Below are 19,332 nucleotides of genomic sequence, written 5' to 3' on the forward strand. Positions count from 1 at the left end.
CGGAGGCTCCTGTAAGTCTTCCGTGATGATGGCGATGCTCGGAAGGATTGGTCTTTGAACTATGAAATCGGAGGAGACAAAACTCCTTATAGAACGCTGAGTTCATGGATTTCGAGTGATTGATCCGGTAAGATGCCGACAGAACCTGTGGGTCATCTGAAGGGGTTGTTGTGTCCCGTCTTCGGCTTGTCGTCCTCATATTGGTCCTCGTCGTATTGGCCGGAGCGTTCCTCTCCTTTTCGAGGGAGCTGACTGGTCAAAACTATCTCAAGGACTTTGTTCTCGATCAACTCGAGGAGAGTCTGGGCCGGAAAATCGACGTTCATCACGTCAAGTTCGTCATCTTCCCTCGTATTCGTGTAGAACTCTCCGAAATCACGATTCATGATCCTCAATCAGATCAAGTCGTACTGACGGCTAAGCGAGTCGATCTTGTTCTGCGTCTCTTGCCGCTCCTCAAGAAACAAGTCGTCGGAAAGCGACTGTTGATTGAGGAACCGACGCTGACCCTCCGGCGGAACGAACGCGGTCATTGGAATCTCCTGGACGGGTTAAACGGGCAAGCGGATACCGACCAGCAAACGATGGAGCTGATGGCGCGGACGTTCATGATCAGAGAGGCGACGCTCGTCAACGGAACGATCACCGTTGTTGATGCTGCCAGACCTGACGGCATTCGGTCCATCAAGTTAGAGCATGTCGAGTTTAAGTTGCTGGTCCGTGCTGATCGCAACCTCGCCGAATTGCACCTGTCGGCGGATCATCAAGGACAAGGAGAATCAGGCCTATCCGCTCTGTCGCTGGATGGTGTCGTCAAACGAGCAGAACCAGCGCTGTCGTTGTCCGGCGAGGAGACGACGGAATCGGCCACAGGATTTCAGCTTGAAGGACAGATCGACGCCGCCGATCTCAGGATACGGGACGCAGCCGACTTTCTCGGTCCCAGGCCGGTTTCGAAGAATCTTCAAGGAGCATTGAACCTCAAGGGTACCGTCCGCGTCATGCCGGGGGTTGCCGGATATGACATGGTCTTGTCCGACATGACCGCGCATTTGAACAACATTGGGCTGAAAGGAAAGGCCAATCTGGCCGGCCTTCTGACTCCTCAGCCGACGTTTGCCGTCACGTTCAGCAGTTCTCCTGTTGCTCTTCCTCAGCTCCTGAAAACCATTCCTCCAGACTGGATCCATCCGCAGCTTCCAGCCTTGCTGGTTGATCGACAGATCGACGGCAAGGTGCAAGTGATGAATGCGACGCTTACCGGGGCCGCAACGGCCGGTCCCCAACTTTCGGTGATCGGGGAGTTTCATGTCAGCGACGGGCAAGGTTTGATCGGCCGTGATCGGATAGCCGCGAAAGACCTTGCTGCGGTGGTGGTGGTCGAGACAGGACGTGTTCGTATCACCAAAGTAAGCGGAATGTATGGGGTGATGCATATCACCGGTGGAAAAGGGGAGGTGTCGTTTAGTGACGCAGGTCCCTGGGCGGAACTGGAGCTCACGGGAACGGCGACGGCCACGCATCTCTTCGAGTTTCTGATGAGAACCGTGAAAGCGGAGCTAGTCACGCAGTTTTTGGCCGGTATCCGTGACGCTGAGGGTACGGCGCAGGCGACGGTTCGCCTTGTAGGACCGTTGGGACATTCCGGCGGGATCACATTTGCCGGTGGAGAGATTACGGTTGGCCAAGTCAGTCTCACCCATGTGAATTGGCCGGAGCGTTTGACCGGGATGCAGGGAAGGGTTGTCTTCGCCGATGGGTCCACACAGTTGGATCAAATCACCGGCCGTTTCGGCGGGAGCGATGTCCAAGTCCAAGGGACGATCACCGGAGGAGGGACAAGTCGGTTCCAAGACTTTGTGATTCGCACACGCGGTGATGCGGCGCAGGTGATGCGGCTGTTCCACGTCACGGCGCTCGGACAGCGTGCGTTCGAGGGTACGATCAGCTCGATGGTGGCGTTCTCCGGTTCCACGGCGAGACCTCATCTCCGCGGGTCCGTTGTGTTGGATGATGCAAAGGTGGCGGTTGGAGCAATGGAAAAACCCGTCGGCCCTCACGCCACGGTGGAGTTCGAGGGCGTCATGCCCCAGGCTACCACCATAAAGCTGCATCGCGTGGAGCTGGTTCTGCCATCTTTGACCATTCCCGCGAAAGGAACGATGCAGTTTGGGAATGGCGTCATGATCGATATGGCGGTGGCAACCGGCACAGTGTCGGTTGCCAGTCTGCCTGAATGGATATCCAAAGGTGGGCTTGAGGCTGGCAACCTCGAAGTTTCGCTCGATGTCAAAGGAAGAGAGATGGATTGGCGGACGTGGAGAATTGCCGGATGGATGGGGTTAACGAATGGGTTGATGCAGGCAAAAGGGATCGATGGGCACTTACAGGATCTCTATGCTCGTGTCAAGTTTGCCCGCAACGAGGTCGAACTGAAGCGGCTGTCGTTTAAGGTTCACGGTAGCGACGTTGCCATAGAAGCCGCGATTCAAAATTGGATGACGAAACCGATCGTCACCGGCAAGATCGAATCAAACCAATTAGATTTGAGCTTGGTCATTCCGAAGGGTGAACGGACTCCGATCCGTGAATTCCTTGAAACTCTGGCGGCCACCAGTCACCTTACGATGTCCGCATCCATCGCACGGGGGCATTATCGGCATATGAAAGTCGGCGGGCTTACCGCGCGAATCAATATTCTGGACGGGGTGCTTGACATCGATCGTCTTTCCGCTGAGTCAACCCATGGGCAAGTGGCTGGACGGCTGGTGGTGCACCTTCCCCGAAAGGCACCGGCGGACTTTGATCTTTCATTCCGGGCTACCGGCGTAGAATTTGAAGACCTGGTGAGCCTGACCAATGCTCAGGTCCATGGCGTATCAGGAGAGGTTCGCTTCAGCGGCGTGCTTCGCGGTCATGGGCGCAATCCCCATGGGGTCTATCCCTCGTTAAACGGAAAAGTCGAGTTGTTGTTGGAAAATGGTCGTATCCTGAAATCGAACGAGCGGGCAGTATGGAAGATTATTAGTTTGCTGAACCTCCCGGCTGTGTTGCAGGGAAAGGTGGATCTTGAAAAGGAGGGGCTGCCCTACAACAGGATTTCCGCGACCGTTGCCATTCAAGATGGGATGTTTCAGACGGAAAGTCTGATCATCGACAGCCCGATTCTGAAAATTACGGCTGCCGGGAATTACGACCTGCCGACCGATCAGCTGGATCTAGTCGTTGCCGTGAGTCCGTTTGGGTCATACTCACAATTCCTCAAGACGATTCCACTCTTTGGGCGAATCGTTGCGGGCGATCGCAAGGGTATCGCCACGGCGATGTTCACTGTGAAGGGAGCGATGGAAGATCCAGAAGTGACCTATCTGCCGGTGAAGTCCTTTGCGTCCGGCCTGTCGGGGTTGGCCCAACTCGCGGTCGATGTCTTAACAAACACCCTGACGCTGCCGATAGATTTGGTGACGCCGGATGAAGAATCCGGAGTACGACCAAAGGATATGACTTCGTCGCCGGCTCCTGCCGTGCCGTGACGGTCCTTAATTTCTTGAGCGACTTCCATTTCTTGACCGACCTACGCCCCCATGCTAGCATCGGTTGAAGCGCGACTCTGGACACCTCTAAGGATTCCATTCGGTCCTGCGACCCCACTGATATATCCATGAAACGCCCCACGATATCACAACCAGAGCTGGCCACACTGTTCATCGCCGCCAGCGAGCAGGACTCGAATCTGTACTATGCCACGCGCTTCATGGCGCCGGACCCGTTCATCTATCTCGAAATCAAAGGTGAGCGGTTGATGGTCATGAGCGATCTGGAAATAGATCGTGCCAGAACCCAAGCTTCAGTAGATCGGGTGCTGTCCTATTCTGGAATTGAACAGAAGGCGAAGAAACAGGGGATCAAGAGCCCGACAACCGTCGATATCGTGCACGTCGTCTTGAAAGAGTTCAAGGTCAGACGGCTGCTGGTTCCTGCTAATTTTCCGTTCATCTACGCCACGCGGTTACAGGAACTGGGATACAGCCTCAAGCCGAAACGTGATCCTTTCTACGAACAACGTGTCGTGAAAAGCGCGGAGGAAGTTCGATTTATCGAGCTATCCCAGCGAGCCACTGAAGATGCGGTGGCCTCGGCGCATGATCTGCTGCGACGGGCGACCATTCAGGACGGGGAGCTGTGGTTTGACGGAGCGCTGTTGACATCTGAGCGGGTCAAGCAGTTGATCAATGTCAAACTCATGGAGCTGAACTGTGTGGCCCAGCATACGATTGTGGCAGGTGGGGAACAGGCTTGTGATCCTCACAATGAAGGCAGCGGACCGCTGCCGGCTCATCGTAGTATCATCTTCGATGTGTTCCCTCGCTCGGCGACAAACCGTTATTTTGCCGACATGTCCCGTACAGTGATACGCGGGACGGCGAGTCCGGAACTCAAGCGGCTGTATGGCGCTGTCAAGGATGCCCAAGAAGATGCCATCGATCAGATCAAAGACGGCGCTGATGGTATGAAGATCCATCAGGGTATCTGTGCGCGTTTTGAGAAGGCCGGATACAAGACCGGCTTGGTGAACGGCCGCATGCAGGGGTATTTTCACGGAACCGGACATGGTGTGGGGCTGGATATCCACGAGGCGCCACGGATCAGTCGAACTGGGGCGCTCCTCCAAGAGGGCCACGTCGTCACGGTCGAACCAGGACTGTATTATCCAGGATTGGGAGCCGTCCGAATCGAGGACATGGTGCTCGTGACGAAGGACGGTTGCCGCAATCTCACCAATTTTCCCAAAGCCTTCGAGCTCGGATAGAGGACGGTCCGGACCAGGCCCCTCATTTCCGCCTTTCCTCATCGGGTAAGCACTCCGTTTTGGTACAGGGATGTCCCACGCATTTCACTTTCTGGACGACGTCGCCACAGCTGATCTGGCGTTCGAGGCCTCCGGCAATTCGCTCCAGGAACTCTTCCAAGGGGCGACATGTGCGGTCATCGAAGCTCTGGCTGATCCTACAACAGTCGGATCTACTTGGCGGCAAATGATTGAACGCACCGATGAGGATCCTGCCGAATTGTTGTTCGATTGGCTCTCGGAGCTCGTGTACTGGAAGGATGCAGCCGGGGTAGTATTCAGTCGGTCGGAACTCACGTTGGCTCGCCAGGACCACGACTGCTGGAAACTGACGGGGTTACTGTACGGAGAGCCGGTCAACGGCTCAGCTCAGACACTGAGGGCCGATGTGAAGGGAGTCACCAAACATCTCTATCGATTGGGCCAAGAGGGAGGACAATGGGCCGTGAGGGTGGTGTTGGACGTATGAAGCTGAATACTGACATGCGGGTCAATCGGATTCGTGACGAGGTATGGGAAATTCCCGTTACCGAAAAATCCGGCATGCTTGTTCCTGCACGAATCTATGCCACACCGTCGATTCTTCAAGCGATGGATGCCGGAGTGTTCGACCAGGTTACGAACGTCGCTTGTCTCCCTGGAATTAGGCGATATGCGCTCTGCATGCCGGATGGCCATTGGGGTTACGGTTTTCCCATCGGAGGCGTTGCCGCCTTTGATGTCCGTACGGGGATCATTTCGCCTGGTGGTATCGGCTATGACGTCAATTGTGGGATGCGTCTCATCAGAACGGATCTCACCCAACAAGGTGTGCAGCCCCATCTTGATCGATTGATGACGGAATTGTTTCGTCGAGTACCGGCAGGGGTAGGCGCAAGCGGGTTTGTACGGTTGGACCGCTCGTCGTTCGAGGACGTTATGGTCCATGGGGCTCGATGGTGTATTGAACAGGGATTCGGTTGGCATCGCGATCTGGAGGCAATTGAAGAAGGAGGATGCATAACCGGAGCCGACCCTTCAAAAGTCAGCGACCAGGCAGTCAAACGAGGAATCAATCAGTTGGGGACCTTGGGGTCAGGTAACCACTATCTCGAAGTACAGGTGGTATCCAGTGATCAGGTATTTGACAAAGAGACTGCTTCAGCTTGGGGGATCACCGGCCACGACCAGATAGTGGTGATGGTTCACTGCGGGTCACGTGGCTTCGGCCACCAGGTCGCGAGCGACTATCTCAAGATATTCGAACGAGCAATGCGGCGACACGGGATTTCCGTCAAGGATCAGCAACTGGCCTGTGCCCCGTTCGCTTCCGTCGAAGGACAGGATTATTTTGCGGCTATGAACTGCGCGGCCAACACGGCCTTCGCCAACCGTCAGGTCATCACTCATCAGATTAGAGAAACGTTTGCCACCGTGTTCGGCCGGCCAGCAGAAGAGTTGGGTATGGAGCTGGTCTACGACGTGGCGCACAATATCGCCAAAGTCGAGCGGTATCCGGAAGGAGAATTGGTGGTCCATCGGAAAGGTTCAACGAGAGCATTGGGTCCTGGCAGTCCCGATCTCCCATCACGGTATCGTGCGACGGGTCAACCGGTCATTTGCGGTGGTTCGATGGAAACCGGATCGTATCTATTGGTGGGCACGGAGGGAGCGGTGCGGGATACCTTTGCTTCGACGATGCACGGATCGGGGCGGACGATGTCGAGGGCCCAGGCGAAGAAGGCTGTTCGTGGTGAACAGATACAGAAACAAATGAAACAACGCGGCATCCTCGTGAAGGCGGTCTCAATGTCGGGTTTGGCGGAAGAAGCGGGGTTTGCGTACAAAAACATATCCGAGGTGGTCGAGGCGGTCGATCGTGCGGGAATCACAAGAACAGTAGCGGAACTCCGGCCGATCGGCAATATCAAGGGCTAGCGACGCACGGTCTTGGGATTTGCCCATGGAACAAATGAAAGATGCTCGGGTTACCGTTCAATTTCCGAGTTCATTCAGTGGTTGACCCCTGACGTGAACTAAGGGGTGACCCCATAAATATATTCGGAACTCCCACATTCGTTGTCCTATTCCTTTGGAAACGATCAGACCTAGCCACGACAAGGCCTTCACCTATGGAGTACCACCCCCTTCCCCTAATCCAGGTCAGAAAGATACCGTATCGTTTATTCCACAATCTTCAGTTGCCGAAGCCCCCCACGGTAATACTGCCGGTCTTCGGATTATTGTCCAACCGTTGCCAGCCTGGACATGAATCCCCATTGCAATGCGTGCCGAATGACTTCCATATCCATCCATCATTGTGCAATTGCGTGAGCCGGGTACCAGCTGCCGCTATCATCTTCGTCTTGGGATTATTATCGAGCCGTTGCCAGCTCGGACAGCTGTCGTCATTACAGGGCGTGCCGGTATAGCGCCAAATCCACCCGTCGTTATGCAACTGGAACAGTTGGTTGCCAGCCGCGACAATCGCAACGGTCTTGGGATTGTTGTCGAGGCGTTGCCAGCCCGGACAGCTCTCGCCATTACAGGGGGTGCCGGTGTAGCGCCAGATCCACCCGTCGTTATGCAGTTGATACAGGCTGTTGCCCGCGGCGGCGATGGCGACGGTTTTCTGGTTGTTGTCGAGCCGCTGCCAACCCGGACAGGAATTGCCGTTGCAGGGCGTGCCGGTGTAACGCCAGATCCAACCGTCGTTGTGTAACTGATAGAGCGCGTTTCCTCCAGCTGCGAGCCCAATCGTCTTGGAGTTGTTGTCCAGCCGTTTCCATCCCGGACACGAATCGCCTGAACATGCCGCGCCGGTGGATTCCCAAATGCTTCCGTTGTCCCGTGGCTGCGCCGTCAGGCCGGTGAACTGCGTAATTTTACAGCTCGGCGTGTTAGGCAACGGCAGGTTTTCCTTGAATTGATTTGCACAATCTCTAATCGCTGTCGCGGCATCTAAATTTGCCTGGTTAAACGTGATCTGGCCTGGTGTCATCCATATCGGTGAGTCGACTGAGTGGGGGTTCTTATGTATTTGCTGCAGTTGTGTCGCTCGAATGCCGAAATCCCGTGCCGTACCGCCGACTCCGACGTTACTCACGCCCATCCGGTGACAGCCATTGCACGTATTGCCTTTCACTTCAACCTGGTAGGCTTTCCACGCGGCAAAGTCTGATCCGACAAAATAGTAGGGTTGACCGATGCGGTTGAAGGAGCTGTCCCCGGCACCAGGAAGTTTGTTCGGTCCAGTGAGCTGTGACAGATATGGTGAGCGCACAATCGGTCCGCTGTCGTGACAACGCGCACATTGAATTTGTGCAGTTCCCAAAGGCGATATCCACGGCCACGTTTCTTTGGAAGGGGCCGTGACGTTCCCATCCAGGTTATTGTCAAGCGCCTGATAGAAGCAGGTGGCGCCATTGTCTTTGTTGTGTTGAATAACCGCAATATCCCTGTACTTTCCGTTATTGGCAGGGTGGCCTCTTTTCCGGCAATGGGCGACCGCATAGGCATGGTCATTAGAGCCGGGCAGCACTTGAAAACGGCTCCCTGGATCACATTCTTGATTTAGTTGGTTAGGCCGGTCACACACTGCATCTGGGTAACTTCCTGTGAGGTGTGTGCTCGGCACGAGTGTGCCACTTTCACAATTGAAGTCAGGAACAGTAATGCCAATTGCCGCATCGCACTGCTGCGCATACTGCTTGAGGGTGTCTCCCGCGTAAGCCAAGGTTGATGTGGATATGAATATGCCTAGGATGAATATTCTGTGAGAAAACATTAATTAACCTCCTTGCTATAGGCAGAGAGTTGCATGCATGGGGTAAGCGGCAAATCAGCGACTCATCTTCATAGTGAGGACGCGATTCATATTATGTGCAGCATGCATGGATCACGCCGAGCAGGTTAGCCGAGCAGGTTAAGAGATAGTTCTGCTTCTTTCTAAACACGACGTGCTAAGTGTTGCCGCATTTACAACCAAATAACCGCGTGAATACTGTGTTTCAAAGCCTATTATGCGGCGTTATTTATGTCGCCGTGTATAACAATGGGGAATTGCTGACAAAGGCTTCAGAAGTAGATGAATATCTGCTGCTTGAAGAAAATGTGGAACATCGCTCGTGAATCTATTCCGATACACATGTGTATCGGAATAGATTCAGAAATTTATCTGCTTGAGTTCTAACTCCAAGTGCAACACTGCCAGCCCAGATGGGCTCTGGTGTTGCCATGCACACGAGATCGTACCGACACCTGAGTGCCGAAGAACGTGAGACCTTGAGCCTGGGGTTGGCCCAGGGGCATTCGCGCCGAACGATGGCGCGGATCTTGGGCCGTGCCCCCAGCGCCGTGAGTCGCGAGGTGGCCCGGAATGCGACACGAGGCCGTCCCTCTCGTGCCTGTACGGCGCAGAGCCACGCGGATACCCGAGTTCCCCATCCCCGGCGACCACGTAACCTCCTAGACCCGTGGCTCTGGCAGTATGTCCGGACCCACCTGAGCCGAGGCGGTTCGCCTGCACAGATTGCCGGGCGCCTCCGATACACGTATCCTGACGATAGGCGGAAGCGACTCTCGACGGAGACGATCGATGCGGGCCTGTACGGATTGCCGCGCGGCACCCTGCGCAGCGAACGGCGGGCGGCCCTGCGGCAGGCGCACAAGGCCCGTCGGCCTCGGTCGCGGGGAACTGATCGACGCGGCCACATCCCGCACATGACGCCGATTGCCGTCCGCCCTGCGGAAGTGGCGAGCCGCACCGTCCCCGGCCACTGGGAAGGCGACCTCATCAAGGGGGCCCGACACGCCTCGGCCGTGGGCAGCCTCGTGGAACGAACGACGCGCCTGGTTATTTGGGCCCGCATGGCGGGCACCGATGCGGACAGTGCCCGCGAGGGATTCACCAGGAAACTCCGGCACGTGCCGGCCCCGCTGCGCAAGACGCTGCCCTACGATCGGGGCAAAGAGATGGCGGAACACGAGCGCCGGGCCCAGCGGCTCGCCAGTCACGTGTTCTTTGCCGATCCGCACAGCCCCTGGCAACGCGGGACCAACGAGAACACCAATGGCCTGCTGCGGCAGTATCTGCCCACGGGCACAGACCTCTCGGGCTATACGCAGCGCCAGCTGAACGTCATCGCGCATCGGCTGAACACGCGCCCAAGACAGTGCCTCAACTTCGCCACGCCGCTGGAGGTGTTCACACAGCTGCGTCATCATTCATCCGTTGCACTTGGAACTTGAAACCGCCCTGGAATAAAAAAGGTGCTGGGAGTCTGTGTGCTACGAACGCAACCATCTGTGTAAAGATGGAAGCGATGCTTCACTCATGATGAGGGTAGGTCTCTCGAGGTCGGCGTACAGGCGCAGACTTTACACCACCGTAAGCGGCGGGGATCAAGAGTCACCGTCGTGAACGTTGTCGAAAAAGCGGTGGCAACTCCGTCAGATACGATTCAAGAAGACGAACGCACGTGAACCGCTGATGACGTGTCGAAAGACCCCACGCGACGTCGAAACCGGGACAAAAACTCTACCCGCGAAGCAGGCGGAGGACGACCTGTCTACCGCTCCACTGGTGTTCGGCATGAAGGCGGCGTGATCGTGATGCAGGCGTGGGTGAGGAACGTAGAAACCTGTCGTCCCGATGCAAAGGGAGCCGCGCAAGCCGGCAGCCCCCGCAAGCGCCAGGCTACCGAGGCGGGGCACAGGGGCGGAGCCGCTCATGGTAGGGCCGAACGTTCTGTAACGGAACCGGACCGAAGGGGCGGCGTTGGCTGAGGTTATCAGGCGGGCAACTCGCAAGAGGAGGACCGGCATGGATAATGCTAAATCGGTTGGGGTGACCGGTTGGACGATAGGAGCCGGATGAATCGAGAGGTTCACGTCCGGTTCTGGGAGGGCGGGGAGTGAAATTCTCCCGCGCTACTCAACTTAACGCTCTTGTCAGCGTCGGTTGACTCGCGGTCTTGATGCCTAAAAATGACCCCGATCCCTTTCGGACGTCCCTCAAGACCGAAGGTACCGGTGGATAGCTTCCGACAGGTGGATGCCAGTTTTAAAGGCTAGCGACCCGGGGCTCGTGGTTTGTGCTTGTGGGCCAACCGAAGGTAGCCTATTTCCTGCTCGATTCGGAGCTCATTCGGCTCAAGAGACTCTTCCGCCTGTATCGGACATAAACATTTGCGAGGAGGGCCAGACCGACAACCTAGGCAGCTTTGGCAGTTCGAATCTTCGCTGCCTGTCCAAGAATATCGAGTGCAGCGATACGGTAGGCTTCGGCATAGGTCGGAAAGTTGAAGACATTGTCGATAAACGATTCGATCGTTGCGCCGCTCTGAAGGGCTAATTGCCCCAGGTGTACCAGTTCCGTGGCGGAATCTCCGACGACTTGTACCCCGAGTAGCCGTTCACCTGCTGGATCAGCCACCATTTTAAGGAGACCGTGGCCGGCACCTGATATCTGGGCGCGGGCGATCTCCTCAAACTTCGCTCGTCCGATCAACGGATCTCGATAACGCTCCCGGGCGCCCACCTCGTCAAGGCCGATACTGGCCATTTCCGGGATCGTATAGATGCCTAAGGGGATGGTTGAGGCTGCATCACCGATCGGGAGGTTGAGGGCGTGGCGGACGGCGCGTCGGCCGTGCTCCATGGCTTTAGACGCCAATGCCGGCGCACCGACCATGTCACCGACGGCATAGATGTGGGGAACATTTGTCTGGCAGTATTGATTCACAGGAATCACGCCTTTATCAGAAACCATGATCCCCGCAGCGGAGAGATTCAGGTCTTCGACGTTGGCCTGCCGACCCAGCGCGACCAGCATCTTCTCAGTATTGACCGTCGTTCCATCGCTCAGTTTCGTGGCGACGTGCGCCACCTCGTTCCATCGCACCTGCTCGATATGCTGTCCGCCGAGATAATGACCTCCCTGCTGTTCAAAGCCTTTGATGAACTGTTCGACCAGTTCTCGATCCATAAATTGAAGCGGATAGGGAGCCCGATCGATCAACGTGACTTCTACACCCAGCAGCGCAAAGATAGAAGCATACTCGCAGCCGATCACACCACCTCCGATGACAGCCAGTGACCGTGGCAAGTAGATCATGGAAAGAAGCGAGTCGCTATCGAGGATGTGCTCATGGTCGACGGGGATCTCCTCGGGATTTCTCGGGCGCGAGCCTGTGGCGACCACGATGGTATCGGCTGTGAATTGTTGTTGTGCTCCGTCCACGGTTTGCATCTCGACCGTGTGCTCACTGAGGAAACGCGCTCGTCCGTGAAACAGCGAGATACCGTTGCGCCGAATCTGACGGCTCATAAAGGAGTCGTGCGCTTGGACGACGTCTTCAAGCCGGCTCAAGAGTGTCGCAATTTGAGTGTCCGGCTTCAGGCTGAATTGGAACGCTTCTCCTGCTCGTTTGAGCCGATCCAGATGGAGGGCGCTTTCCCGCAATGTCTTGCTCGGGATTGTTCCGCGATAGACACAGCTGCCACCGATGCCGCGCTCTCGCTCAATCAGGGCGACACGCTTCCCGCCTTTGGTACCCTGGACCGCGGCCTTCTGGCCGGCTGGGCCGGCTCCGATGACGATGATATCGAACGCGACAGATGTGTTCATAGATTTAACGCATTCACCACAGTCAGCACGTGGTCTTTCCTGGTCAGCAGCTGACCAATGTCATTCGGGTATAGATTGAGTTCTCCGAAGGCCGGATGTGCGCGGAGCGTCGCTTCCGGCATGTCCTCGGGCGCGAGGAGGTGACTCGCCAGTGTATCGGCGGCACAGGTGAGCAGGCACTCTTGACGGAATGAATCGGCATGGTCGTAATCTGCGTAATATTGGATGGCTGCCGCTACTTGCTTAGGCAAACTCCATTTATCTGCGATGAGGGCACCGACGCGCGAATGATATCCATCGACCCACCTATGTAATACCGATTTCTCAAGCGCAACTCGTTGCGCTTGTGCCAGGGTCGTCACCGTTTGCAATACGACGGGTTTTCCGATTTCGTGCAGCAGACCGCAAAGGTATGCGCTCTCGACGTTGACACGCCTCATGCGGGCGACTTCCTTCGCGAAGGCTCCGCTCGCCAGAGAGTGACGCCACAGTCGTTTCACATCGTCCTCATGTCCCGGCACTTTGAACGCGCCGGACTTCAATGAAGCCGTAAAGGCAATCTCAGACAACAAGGTAATGCCCAGCATGGCCACCGCGTGCTGGAGAGAGACCACAGGGCTGCGAGGCATGTAGGCCGGTGAATTGGCGATCCGCATGACATGCGCAGCGAGTGCTTGATCCTGGTGAATCAAAGATGAGAGCTTCGCCGCATCGGAGGCAGGATCCGCCGCCAGTGCCAGAACCTGGCTGGCTGCTTGTGGGAGCAGGGGAAGCTCAACCTCTTCCGCCTCAATTTTCTGAATCAAGGCTTGTTCCAACCGTTCAACTGAGGTGGTTACCGATCCTATGTCAGAAGCCATATGGAAGTGCTCCTCGAATTCGAGTCTATGGGTCACGACATTCCTTTTCGGCTGGTTCCCCATAAAGGTTGAGTGATCGTGACTTTAAAATCGTGACAGAATATACTCTGGCCTCCATTATGAGAGAACCGTGAAGCGAGGTTGACCGGCGGAAGGGGCCGTATCAGTGGTGTTTGCGAGCCTTGTTCCTTGGTCAGGTATGGCGGGTGAGTCTACGGCGAGCGCCGAAAAAGTCGCGAAGGAGGCTCTGAAAACGATCGAGAGCACCAAGGAATATACCACTCAACCAGTTCCTACGTGACGAGACAGGGGAGTATCCATGATGAAGGTTGTGACACTTGCCGAGTTCAAACAGTTCACCTGCGACAAGATGAAAAAGAACAATCTGTTTCAAACAGAGCGTTTCTTCTGCGACATCTATTGTTTTGAGCCGGGCCAAGAACAAAAGGGCCATGTCCATGGCGACCAGGATAAGGTATATATCGTCCTAGAGGGACAAGGAACATTTCAGGTCGGTACCGACCAACGAATGCTTGAAGCAGGGCAAGGGACTGTGGCCCCAGCCGGTGAGGAGCATGGTGTAAAGAACCATGCGAGCAACCGGCTCATAGTGTTGGTCTTTGTCGCACCCAATCCAGCCTAGAGTCCAACCAGAGCAGCAGTGCTAATAAACGAGGGGGGAGAGAGCATCATGCTCTCTCCCCCCTCGCCGTGTTGCGCTTCTCTTAGTAGACAGGCTCGGTCAGTCTTTATGAGGCTTCAGTCACTCTCTGAACCTCATCTTAGGGTTTGTAACAGGAACGGTCGGCCGGCTTGCCTCCGTGCGAGAACTGGTTTTCATATGCCATCACTTGCCAGATCTGCTCTTCGGATATCAGGCCTTTATTGGCCTTCATCTTCGTCTTTGGGACACCTTCCGAGATACGCCAGAACCAGAACGCGTCTGAGAAGCGGCAGACGATATTCGGGTCACGAAAATCCCGTGCGCCCTTTTTCTTTGGTGTGCCGTCTGTCCCGTGACAACTGCTGCAGTTGACCTCGGTCTTGAACTCGCCTCGATAAATCTTCCCTCCCTCCTCAATGGCTTTTGGATCAGTCCATCCACCGGCCGGCATTTTTTTGTCGGCATACTCGGGTGGAGGTGAGGGCAATGGAGGCAGGTCTTCGGCGGAGGCCATGCCTCCTGAAAGTACAAGGGCACAGCCCACCATCAGCACTGAGAGGCACACATTCCTTTTCGTCATTCGCACCTCCTAATTGAATTGTAAATGGGTAGGGCACCTGTCTTGTTTGCTTGAGTCGGTCGCTCGGTCACAGTATGCAGCGTATTCTCAATGGGGTTGCACTATACCATATTTTCGCTCGGAAAAAACGACAACAACCAGGTGCATCATGAAATCAGATCACATGACCGCATGGCATCGACGCCCGACCCCAAGGAATATTTCGTACAGTGACCCTGTCTTGGCCCGTCGGATGATCTGAGGCGGACGGTTTTCGTTCAGACGGTTCGACGATTGCTCTTATTGTTCACGGATGACTTGTTTGGTTGCCTCAACAATGGAGCGCACCCCAATTCCATAGTGGTCGACGAGTTCTTCTGGTTTTCCACTATGCGGAATTTCACGAACAGCGAGTTTGTAGACTTTCATGCCTTCCGTTGCAACAGCGCTGAGCACGGCATCGCCAAGACCTCCGTGGGCGTAGTGATCTTCAACCGTGAGGATTCGACGCTGAGTCGCCCGACCACTCTCTACCAAGCTATTTCTATCGATGGGGACGATGCTGTAGAGATCGATCACGCGAACGGCAATGCCCGATGACTTCAGTTGGTCATGGGCTTTCAAGGCTTCACACAGCGTCACTCCCGCGGCCACGATTGTGAGCACATCCGATGCACTCTGCCGAAGGATTTTGCTGCCGCCGATGCGGAACCGTTCTTCTGGTCCGTAGAGGACCGGAGTCTTTGGTCTTCCAGCACGTATATAGACCATTCCCTTATGCTTCGCAGCTTCCTCGATTAATCGATAGGTTGAGTTGCCGTCTGAAGGATAGAGCACCGTCACGTTCGGTTGTGCCGCCATCATTGCGATGTCTTCCAATCCCATTTGCGACGGCCCATCCTCGCCGATGCTCACACCGACATGGGTCCCGACGAGCTTGATATTCGACCCGCTGACCGCGGCCATACGGATGAAGTCGTAGGCGCGACTGAAGAAACAGGCGAAGGTCGCTGCGAACGGGATTTTGCCGCAGGCAGCCAGACCTGCGGCGGCACCCACCATATTTTGCTCGGCGATGAAACTCTCAAAGAACCGATGGGCAAACTTCTTGCCGAATTTGTCGGTATACGTGGAATTCTTTACGTCTGCGTCTAGCGCGACGATGGAAGGGTTCACGGTCCCCAAGGCTTCCAATGCCACACCGAAGGCTTCACGCGTCGCGACAGAGTCACCGATTTTATAAGGCGCGGAAGGCATCGGGCCGATGGCTGCGGGAGCGGTGCTGGGAGCCGATGGTTTTGGGATCTGAATCACGACGCCGTTCGGGCTCAATTGCTTCGTGAGCTCGTCAAGGACCTTCTCTGTCTCCTCACCTTTTTTAAGTGGTTTGCCGTGCCAGTCTGCCTTGTTCTCGATGAACGAAATACCTTTGCCTTTGTATGTGCGGGCCAGCAACACGGTCGGTTGTCCTTTGGTGCGGGCAGCCTCATCGAAAGCCCTGAGGATTGCTGTGAAATCATGACCGTCGATGACGATTGCATGCCAACCGAATCCAGCCCACCGGGAACGGTACGCATCCATGTCATGTTGCAGCATGGTCGGATCACTCTGCCCCAGTCGGTTCACATCAACAATAGCGCACAAATTATCCAAACCATATTGGCGGCCGATTTCAGCAGCTTCCCAGACCGATCCTTCGACCGATTCGCCATCCCCCATCAACACGTAGGTTCGGTAATCGAGCCTGTCCACGAACTTTGCATTCAATGCGATGCCGATCCCGACGGGAAGCCCTTGTCCCAGTGAACCAGTCGCCATATCGACGAAGGGCAAGCGAGGAGTTGGATGTCCTTCAAGGTCGGACGTCAAGGTGCGCAATTTTAAGAGGTCACTTTGAGGAAAGAGGCCCGCTTCCGCCCACGCTGCGTAGAGCAGCGGAGCCGCATGTCCTTTTGACAGGATAAAACGGTCGCTGTTAGGCGTCTTTGGATTATGGGGATCGTAACGCATGACGGAAAAAAATAATGCGGCGACGATGTCGGCGGCGGAGGCGCAGCTCGATGGATGGCCGCTCCCTGCCTCGCTGGTCGCCCGCACACTGTTGATACGGAGTTGGGTGGCCTTGTTGTGTAAGGTGCTGAGTAACTCAGACGAGGTCGCTAAACTAGCCATAGGATATCCTTTCGGGAGTAGGGATCGATTGAGATAAAAGGCGTGTAGTTCTGATTGTATACTCTCGGCAGTAGGCTGATCGAAGTTGAGGCTAACAAATCGGCCGGGTAGAGGTCAATGAAGAGATGAGCTCCCCTGGAGAGAACCAGGGGAGCCCTGAAGCTATAGTGATGATCGACCGGCGGGTTGCTTAGCTTTGAGCGGCGGGCGTGACTACCAGTACCTCATTCGAACAGGAACTAGAACTTTCCGATTCGCCCACTTCGCCCCCATAGGCACTGATTGCAAAGAAATAGGGTGTGTTCGGCTCGAGCCCGGTAATGATGGCCGGCGGGGCCTCGACCGATTGGCTTTCCTCATAGGAACATGAGCCCGGTTCTCCGGATGATTGTTTTCCGTAATGAACAGAGTAACCAGCCACATTGGAATCAGGGTAAGCTTCCCAGGTCAATCGTGCGGTCGCGCCGGTCCGAGTGGCGGTCAGCGAGATGGTCGGGTCTTCCTCTCCCTCGGCAGGTTCCACTTCGGCTTCAGGGGCAGAATCTTCGGCCGCATTCGCGGCCGCATGTGCGGTCTCGTGTTCTGCGGTCGCCTGTTCTTCGGCCGTGTGTTCTGCGTCCGCATGTTCTGCGTCCGCATGTGCGGTCGCGTGTTCTGTTGATGTTGCTGCCGGGTCGTCCTCTGCAGGAGATCCCGTTGTAGCAGGGTTAGAGTCCGACTGCGTCCCTTCACCCGAATGGGCGTCGGATGGTGTGGAGAGAGACGAAATAGTCGGTCCCCCTTGTCCGTCTGCACCACATCCAGCTAGTGGTAGGGCGATGAGGCCTAAAACTATGACCTGGGCGATCGCAATCGTGAAATTTCGATGGGCGAGGCCAAGCGAAATCGCGTTTCTCAGCATAAGAAACTCCCTCAGAATTAGGTGAATATTGTGTATGAAGCAACGACAGTTCCAGTGCCAAAGCAAGGGTTATGCCCAGGTGCCAATAAAAAAAGGTATTACGATTCAGTATGTTGTAAATTTGTCGGACGGACCAAGATGCTGAGTGTGAAGGGATCAGCCTTCAAGTACTGCCGATAGCCAGCGAGGTTGTGATGAGGCCGCACCGTAGGATTGGCCAAGTCACGACCATTGTGATGATTGATCAACGGAAGGGATTACGAAGTGATTCGTTGAGGATCTTCTCGATCTCTAAAAAATCGAAACAGCAGATAGCCGTTTATAAGAACCACGATGGATAAAATACTGTAGGTTGTGATGGGTGTGGCCAGATCGAGTTCTACCAGCACGCGAGACAAGCCGAATCCGACTACTAATCCATCGAATGCCATACAAATGCGTCTGAACGTTTCAGGATCCATCAATCGGATGAGGTAGGTTCCGAGTGGAATACCAACGATGACGCTCGGAACGATGTAGGGGATAATATCCATACTGCCGACACTGTAGAAGCCGATGAATCCATAAGCAATCGCCGTGAGAGAGGACTCAGCGACACGGATGACTCCCAAGGCTGCCCGGAAATCTTGTTTGGCATACCCCTGATTGTTGAAGAGCAAGGCAAGAGGGGGCCCGGAAATGGTTGTGACCGAATAGAGTGTCCCGATTCCAATTCCAAACGGGACGGCAATAGCCTTTTCAGCTTGAATGGGTTTTCGGATGCCGGCAGCTTGAAGGAGGATCAACGGTAATAAACAGAAATAGGTGACGAATTTGATCCATGCCGGCTGAACCAGAAAGAGAATGTAACTGCCGATCCCGATTCCAACGGCCAGCCCAATCAGAATAGGGGCTACACGCCACCAGATATTCGGGATACTCTTCCGATTCATGAACAGTACATACCCATTGATGACGAGTTCGATCAGCACGAGGGCAGGGTTTAAGATGCGATTGGTGTAGAACAGCAAGGCCACGGGAACAGTGATCGACGAAAAGCCGTAGCCGAGTGCACCGTTGACCGTGGCGGCGACAAACGTAATGAGGACAAGAACGACTGAATCCATTGGATAATTAGCCCTTGGGATGGCCTGCGGCAAAGTCGGCTAGGGAATAGTGATCGAGGATTCCAGCAATCGCATCACGCACTGTGCCCATCACTTGTTGTACAGGACACCGTGTCTTATTCGCATAGGGACAATCGTTGCATTTCTGGTACGCCGTCTTACTGACGCAGCCGATCGGCGCCAGGGGACCATCGAGTATACGTATGACTTGGCCGAGTGTGATCTCGTCCGGCTGTTTAATAAGGACATATCCTCCGTTCACGCCTCGTCGGCTGGAGATGACCCCAGCTCGCTTGAGTGTGAGAAGAATCTGTTCCAAGAATTCAACAGGGATGTGCTGGCGAGCGGCAATATCGTGACGCTGCAGAGTTCGGTTTCCGTGAACCAGCGTGAGTTCAAGCAACGCCCGGAGACCATATTCACTTTTCTTCGAGAGTTTCACGAAAGTAGAGTTAGTTTGTCAACAATCGTTGAGAATAGGGTAAACCTCGACGGTTCGTCAAGGTCAAAGTTTGTGGGACGAGTATTCAGTCGGTGGCCGACATAGGAGACGTCTCGGCTAGGTCGATCACTTCATAGTCCACTCTTCCTCCCAGCTTTTATTCCCTTTGG

Annotated in this window: 14 protein-coding genes; 6 read left to right on the top strand and 8 right to left on the bottom strand. The window is 55.2% G+C overall.

Translation table 11 applies throughout. The features are described from left to right. Nucleotides 1-170: 170 nt before the first annotated feature. The 4 genes from P0120_11200 to P0120_11215 all read left to right on the top strand — a co-directional run bounded on the left by P0120_11200 (nt 171) and on the right by P0120_11215 (nt 6,766). Nucleotides 171-3,533: an AsmA-like C-terminal domain-containing protein gene (locus tag P0120_11200; GenBank protein ID MDF0674883.1), complete on the top strand. Its 3,363-nt coding sequence runs from the start codon at nt 171-173 to the stop codon at nt 3,531-3,533. A gap of 128 nt (nt 3,534-3,661) precedes the next feature. Further along, complete coding sequence (locus P0120_11205) at nt 3,662-4,810, top strand: Xaa-Pro peptidase family protein (GenBank protein MDF0674884.1); 1,149 nt, start codon at nt 3,662-3,664, stop codon at nt 4,808-4,810. A gap of 70 nt (nt 4,811-4,880) precedes the next feature. Next, nucleotides 4,881-5,318 (top strand): archease, encoded by a 438-nt coding sequence (locus tag P0120_11210; protein MDF0674885.1) that lies wholly within the window; start codon nt 4,881-4,883, stop codon nt 5,316-5,318. Next, nucleotides 5,315-6,766 carry an RtcB family protein gene (locus P0120_11215; GenBank protein MDF0674886.1) on the top strand — a complete coding sequence of 484 codons (1,452 nt, stop codon included), beginning with the start codon at nt 5,315-5,317 and terminating at the stop codon, nt 6,764-6,766. The genes P0120_11210 and P0120_11215 overlap by 4 nt, the downstream gene beginning before the upstream one ends. A gap of 259 nt (nt 6,767-7,025) precedes the next feature. Here P0120_11215 and P0120_11220 read toward each other — a convergent pair whose 3' ends face one another. After that, nucleotides 7,026-8,615 carry a hypothetical protein gene (locus tag P0120_11220; protein ID MDF0674887.1) on the bottom strand — a complete coding sequence of 530 codons (1,590 nt, stop codon included), beginning with the start codon at nt 8,613-8,615 and terminating at the stop codon, nt 7,026-7,028. Between the two features lie 449 nt (nt 8,616-9,064). Here P0120_11220 and P0120_11225 point away from each other — a divergent pair, with 449 nt between their 5' ends. Beyond that, nucleotides 9,065-10,078 carry an IS30 family transposase gene (locus P0120_11225; protein ID MDF0674888.1) on the top strand — a complete coding sequence of 338 codons (1,014 nt, stop codon included), beginning with the start codon at nt 9,065-9,067 and terminating at the stop codon, nt 10,076-10,078. Nucleotides 10,079-11,042: 964 nt separating this feature from the next. Here the strand turns inward: P0120_11225 and sthA are convergent. Beyond that, nucleotides 11,043-12,458 (bottom strand): Si-specific NAD(P)(+) transhydrogenase, encoded by a 1,416-nt coding sequence (gene sthA, locus P0120_11230; GenBank protein MDF0674889.1) that lies wholly within the window; start codon nt 12,456-12,458, stop codon nt 11,043-11,045. Continuing rightward, nucleotides 12,455-13,318, bottom strand: a complete 864-nt coding sequence (locus tag P0120_11235; GenBank protein MDF0674890.1) for an HDOD domain-containing protein — start codon at nt 13,316-13,318, stop codon at nt 12,455-12,457. Before P0120_11235 ends, sthA begins: the two co-directional genes overlap by 4 nt. A gap of 319 nt (nt 13,319-13,637) precedes the next feature. Between P0120_11235 and P0120_11240 the strand changes: the two genes are divergently transcribed. Beyond that, nucleotides 13,638-13,961, top strand: coding sequence for a cupin domain-containing protein (locus P0120_11240; protein MDF0674891.1), 324 nt, complete (start codon nt 13,638-13,640; stop codon nt 13,959-13,961). A gap of 139 nt (nt 13,962-14,100) precedes the next feature. Here the strand turns inward: P0120_11240 and P0120_11245 are convergent, their stop codons facing one another. The 5 genes from P0120_11245 to P0120_11265 form a co-directional block, all read right to left on the bottom strand. Beyond that, the gene (locus tag P0120_11245) at nt 14,101-14,562 is read right to left on the bottom strand and encodes a cytochrome c (GenBank protein ID MDF0674892.1); all 462 of its coding nucleotides are present in this window, start codon (nt 14,560-14,562) and stop codon (nt 14,101-14,103) included. Nucleotides 14,563-14,841: 279 nt separating this feature from the next. Then, the gene (locus P0120_11250; GenBank protein ID MDF0674893.1) at nt 14,842-16,713 is read right to left on the bottom strand and encodes a transketolase; all 1,872 of its coding nucleotides are present in this window, start codon (nt 16,711-16,713) and stop codon (nt 14,842-14,844) included. Nucleotides 16,714-16,903: 190 nt separating this feature from the next. Then, nucleotides 16,904-17,614: a fibronectin type III domain-containing protein gene (locus tag P0120_11255; GenBank protein ID MDF0674894.1), complete on the bottom strand. Its 711-nt coding sequence runs from the start codon at nt 17,612-17,614 to the stop codon at nt 16,904-16,906. A gap of 257 nt (nt 17,615-17,871) precedes the next feature. Then, entirely contained in the window at nt 17,872-18,720 is an 849-nt protein-coding gene (locus P0120_11260; protein ID MDF0674895.1) for a sulfite exporter TauE/SafE family protein, read from the bottom strand. 7 nt (nt 18,721-18,727) lie between these two features. Next, nucleotides 18,728-19,162, bottom strand: coding sequence for an Rrf2 family transcriptional regulator (locus P0120_11265; GenBank protein MDF0674896.1), 435 nt, complete (start codon nt 19,160-19,162; stop codon nt 18,728-18,730). Nucleotides 19,163-19,332 lie beyond the last annotated feature (170 nt).

Origin of the sequence: Nitrospira sp. (genome assembly GCA_029194675.1) — a bacterium.
Taxonomy (GTDB): domain Bacteria; phylum Nitrospirota; class Nitrospiria; order Nitrospirales; family Nitrospiraceae; genus Nitrospira_D.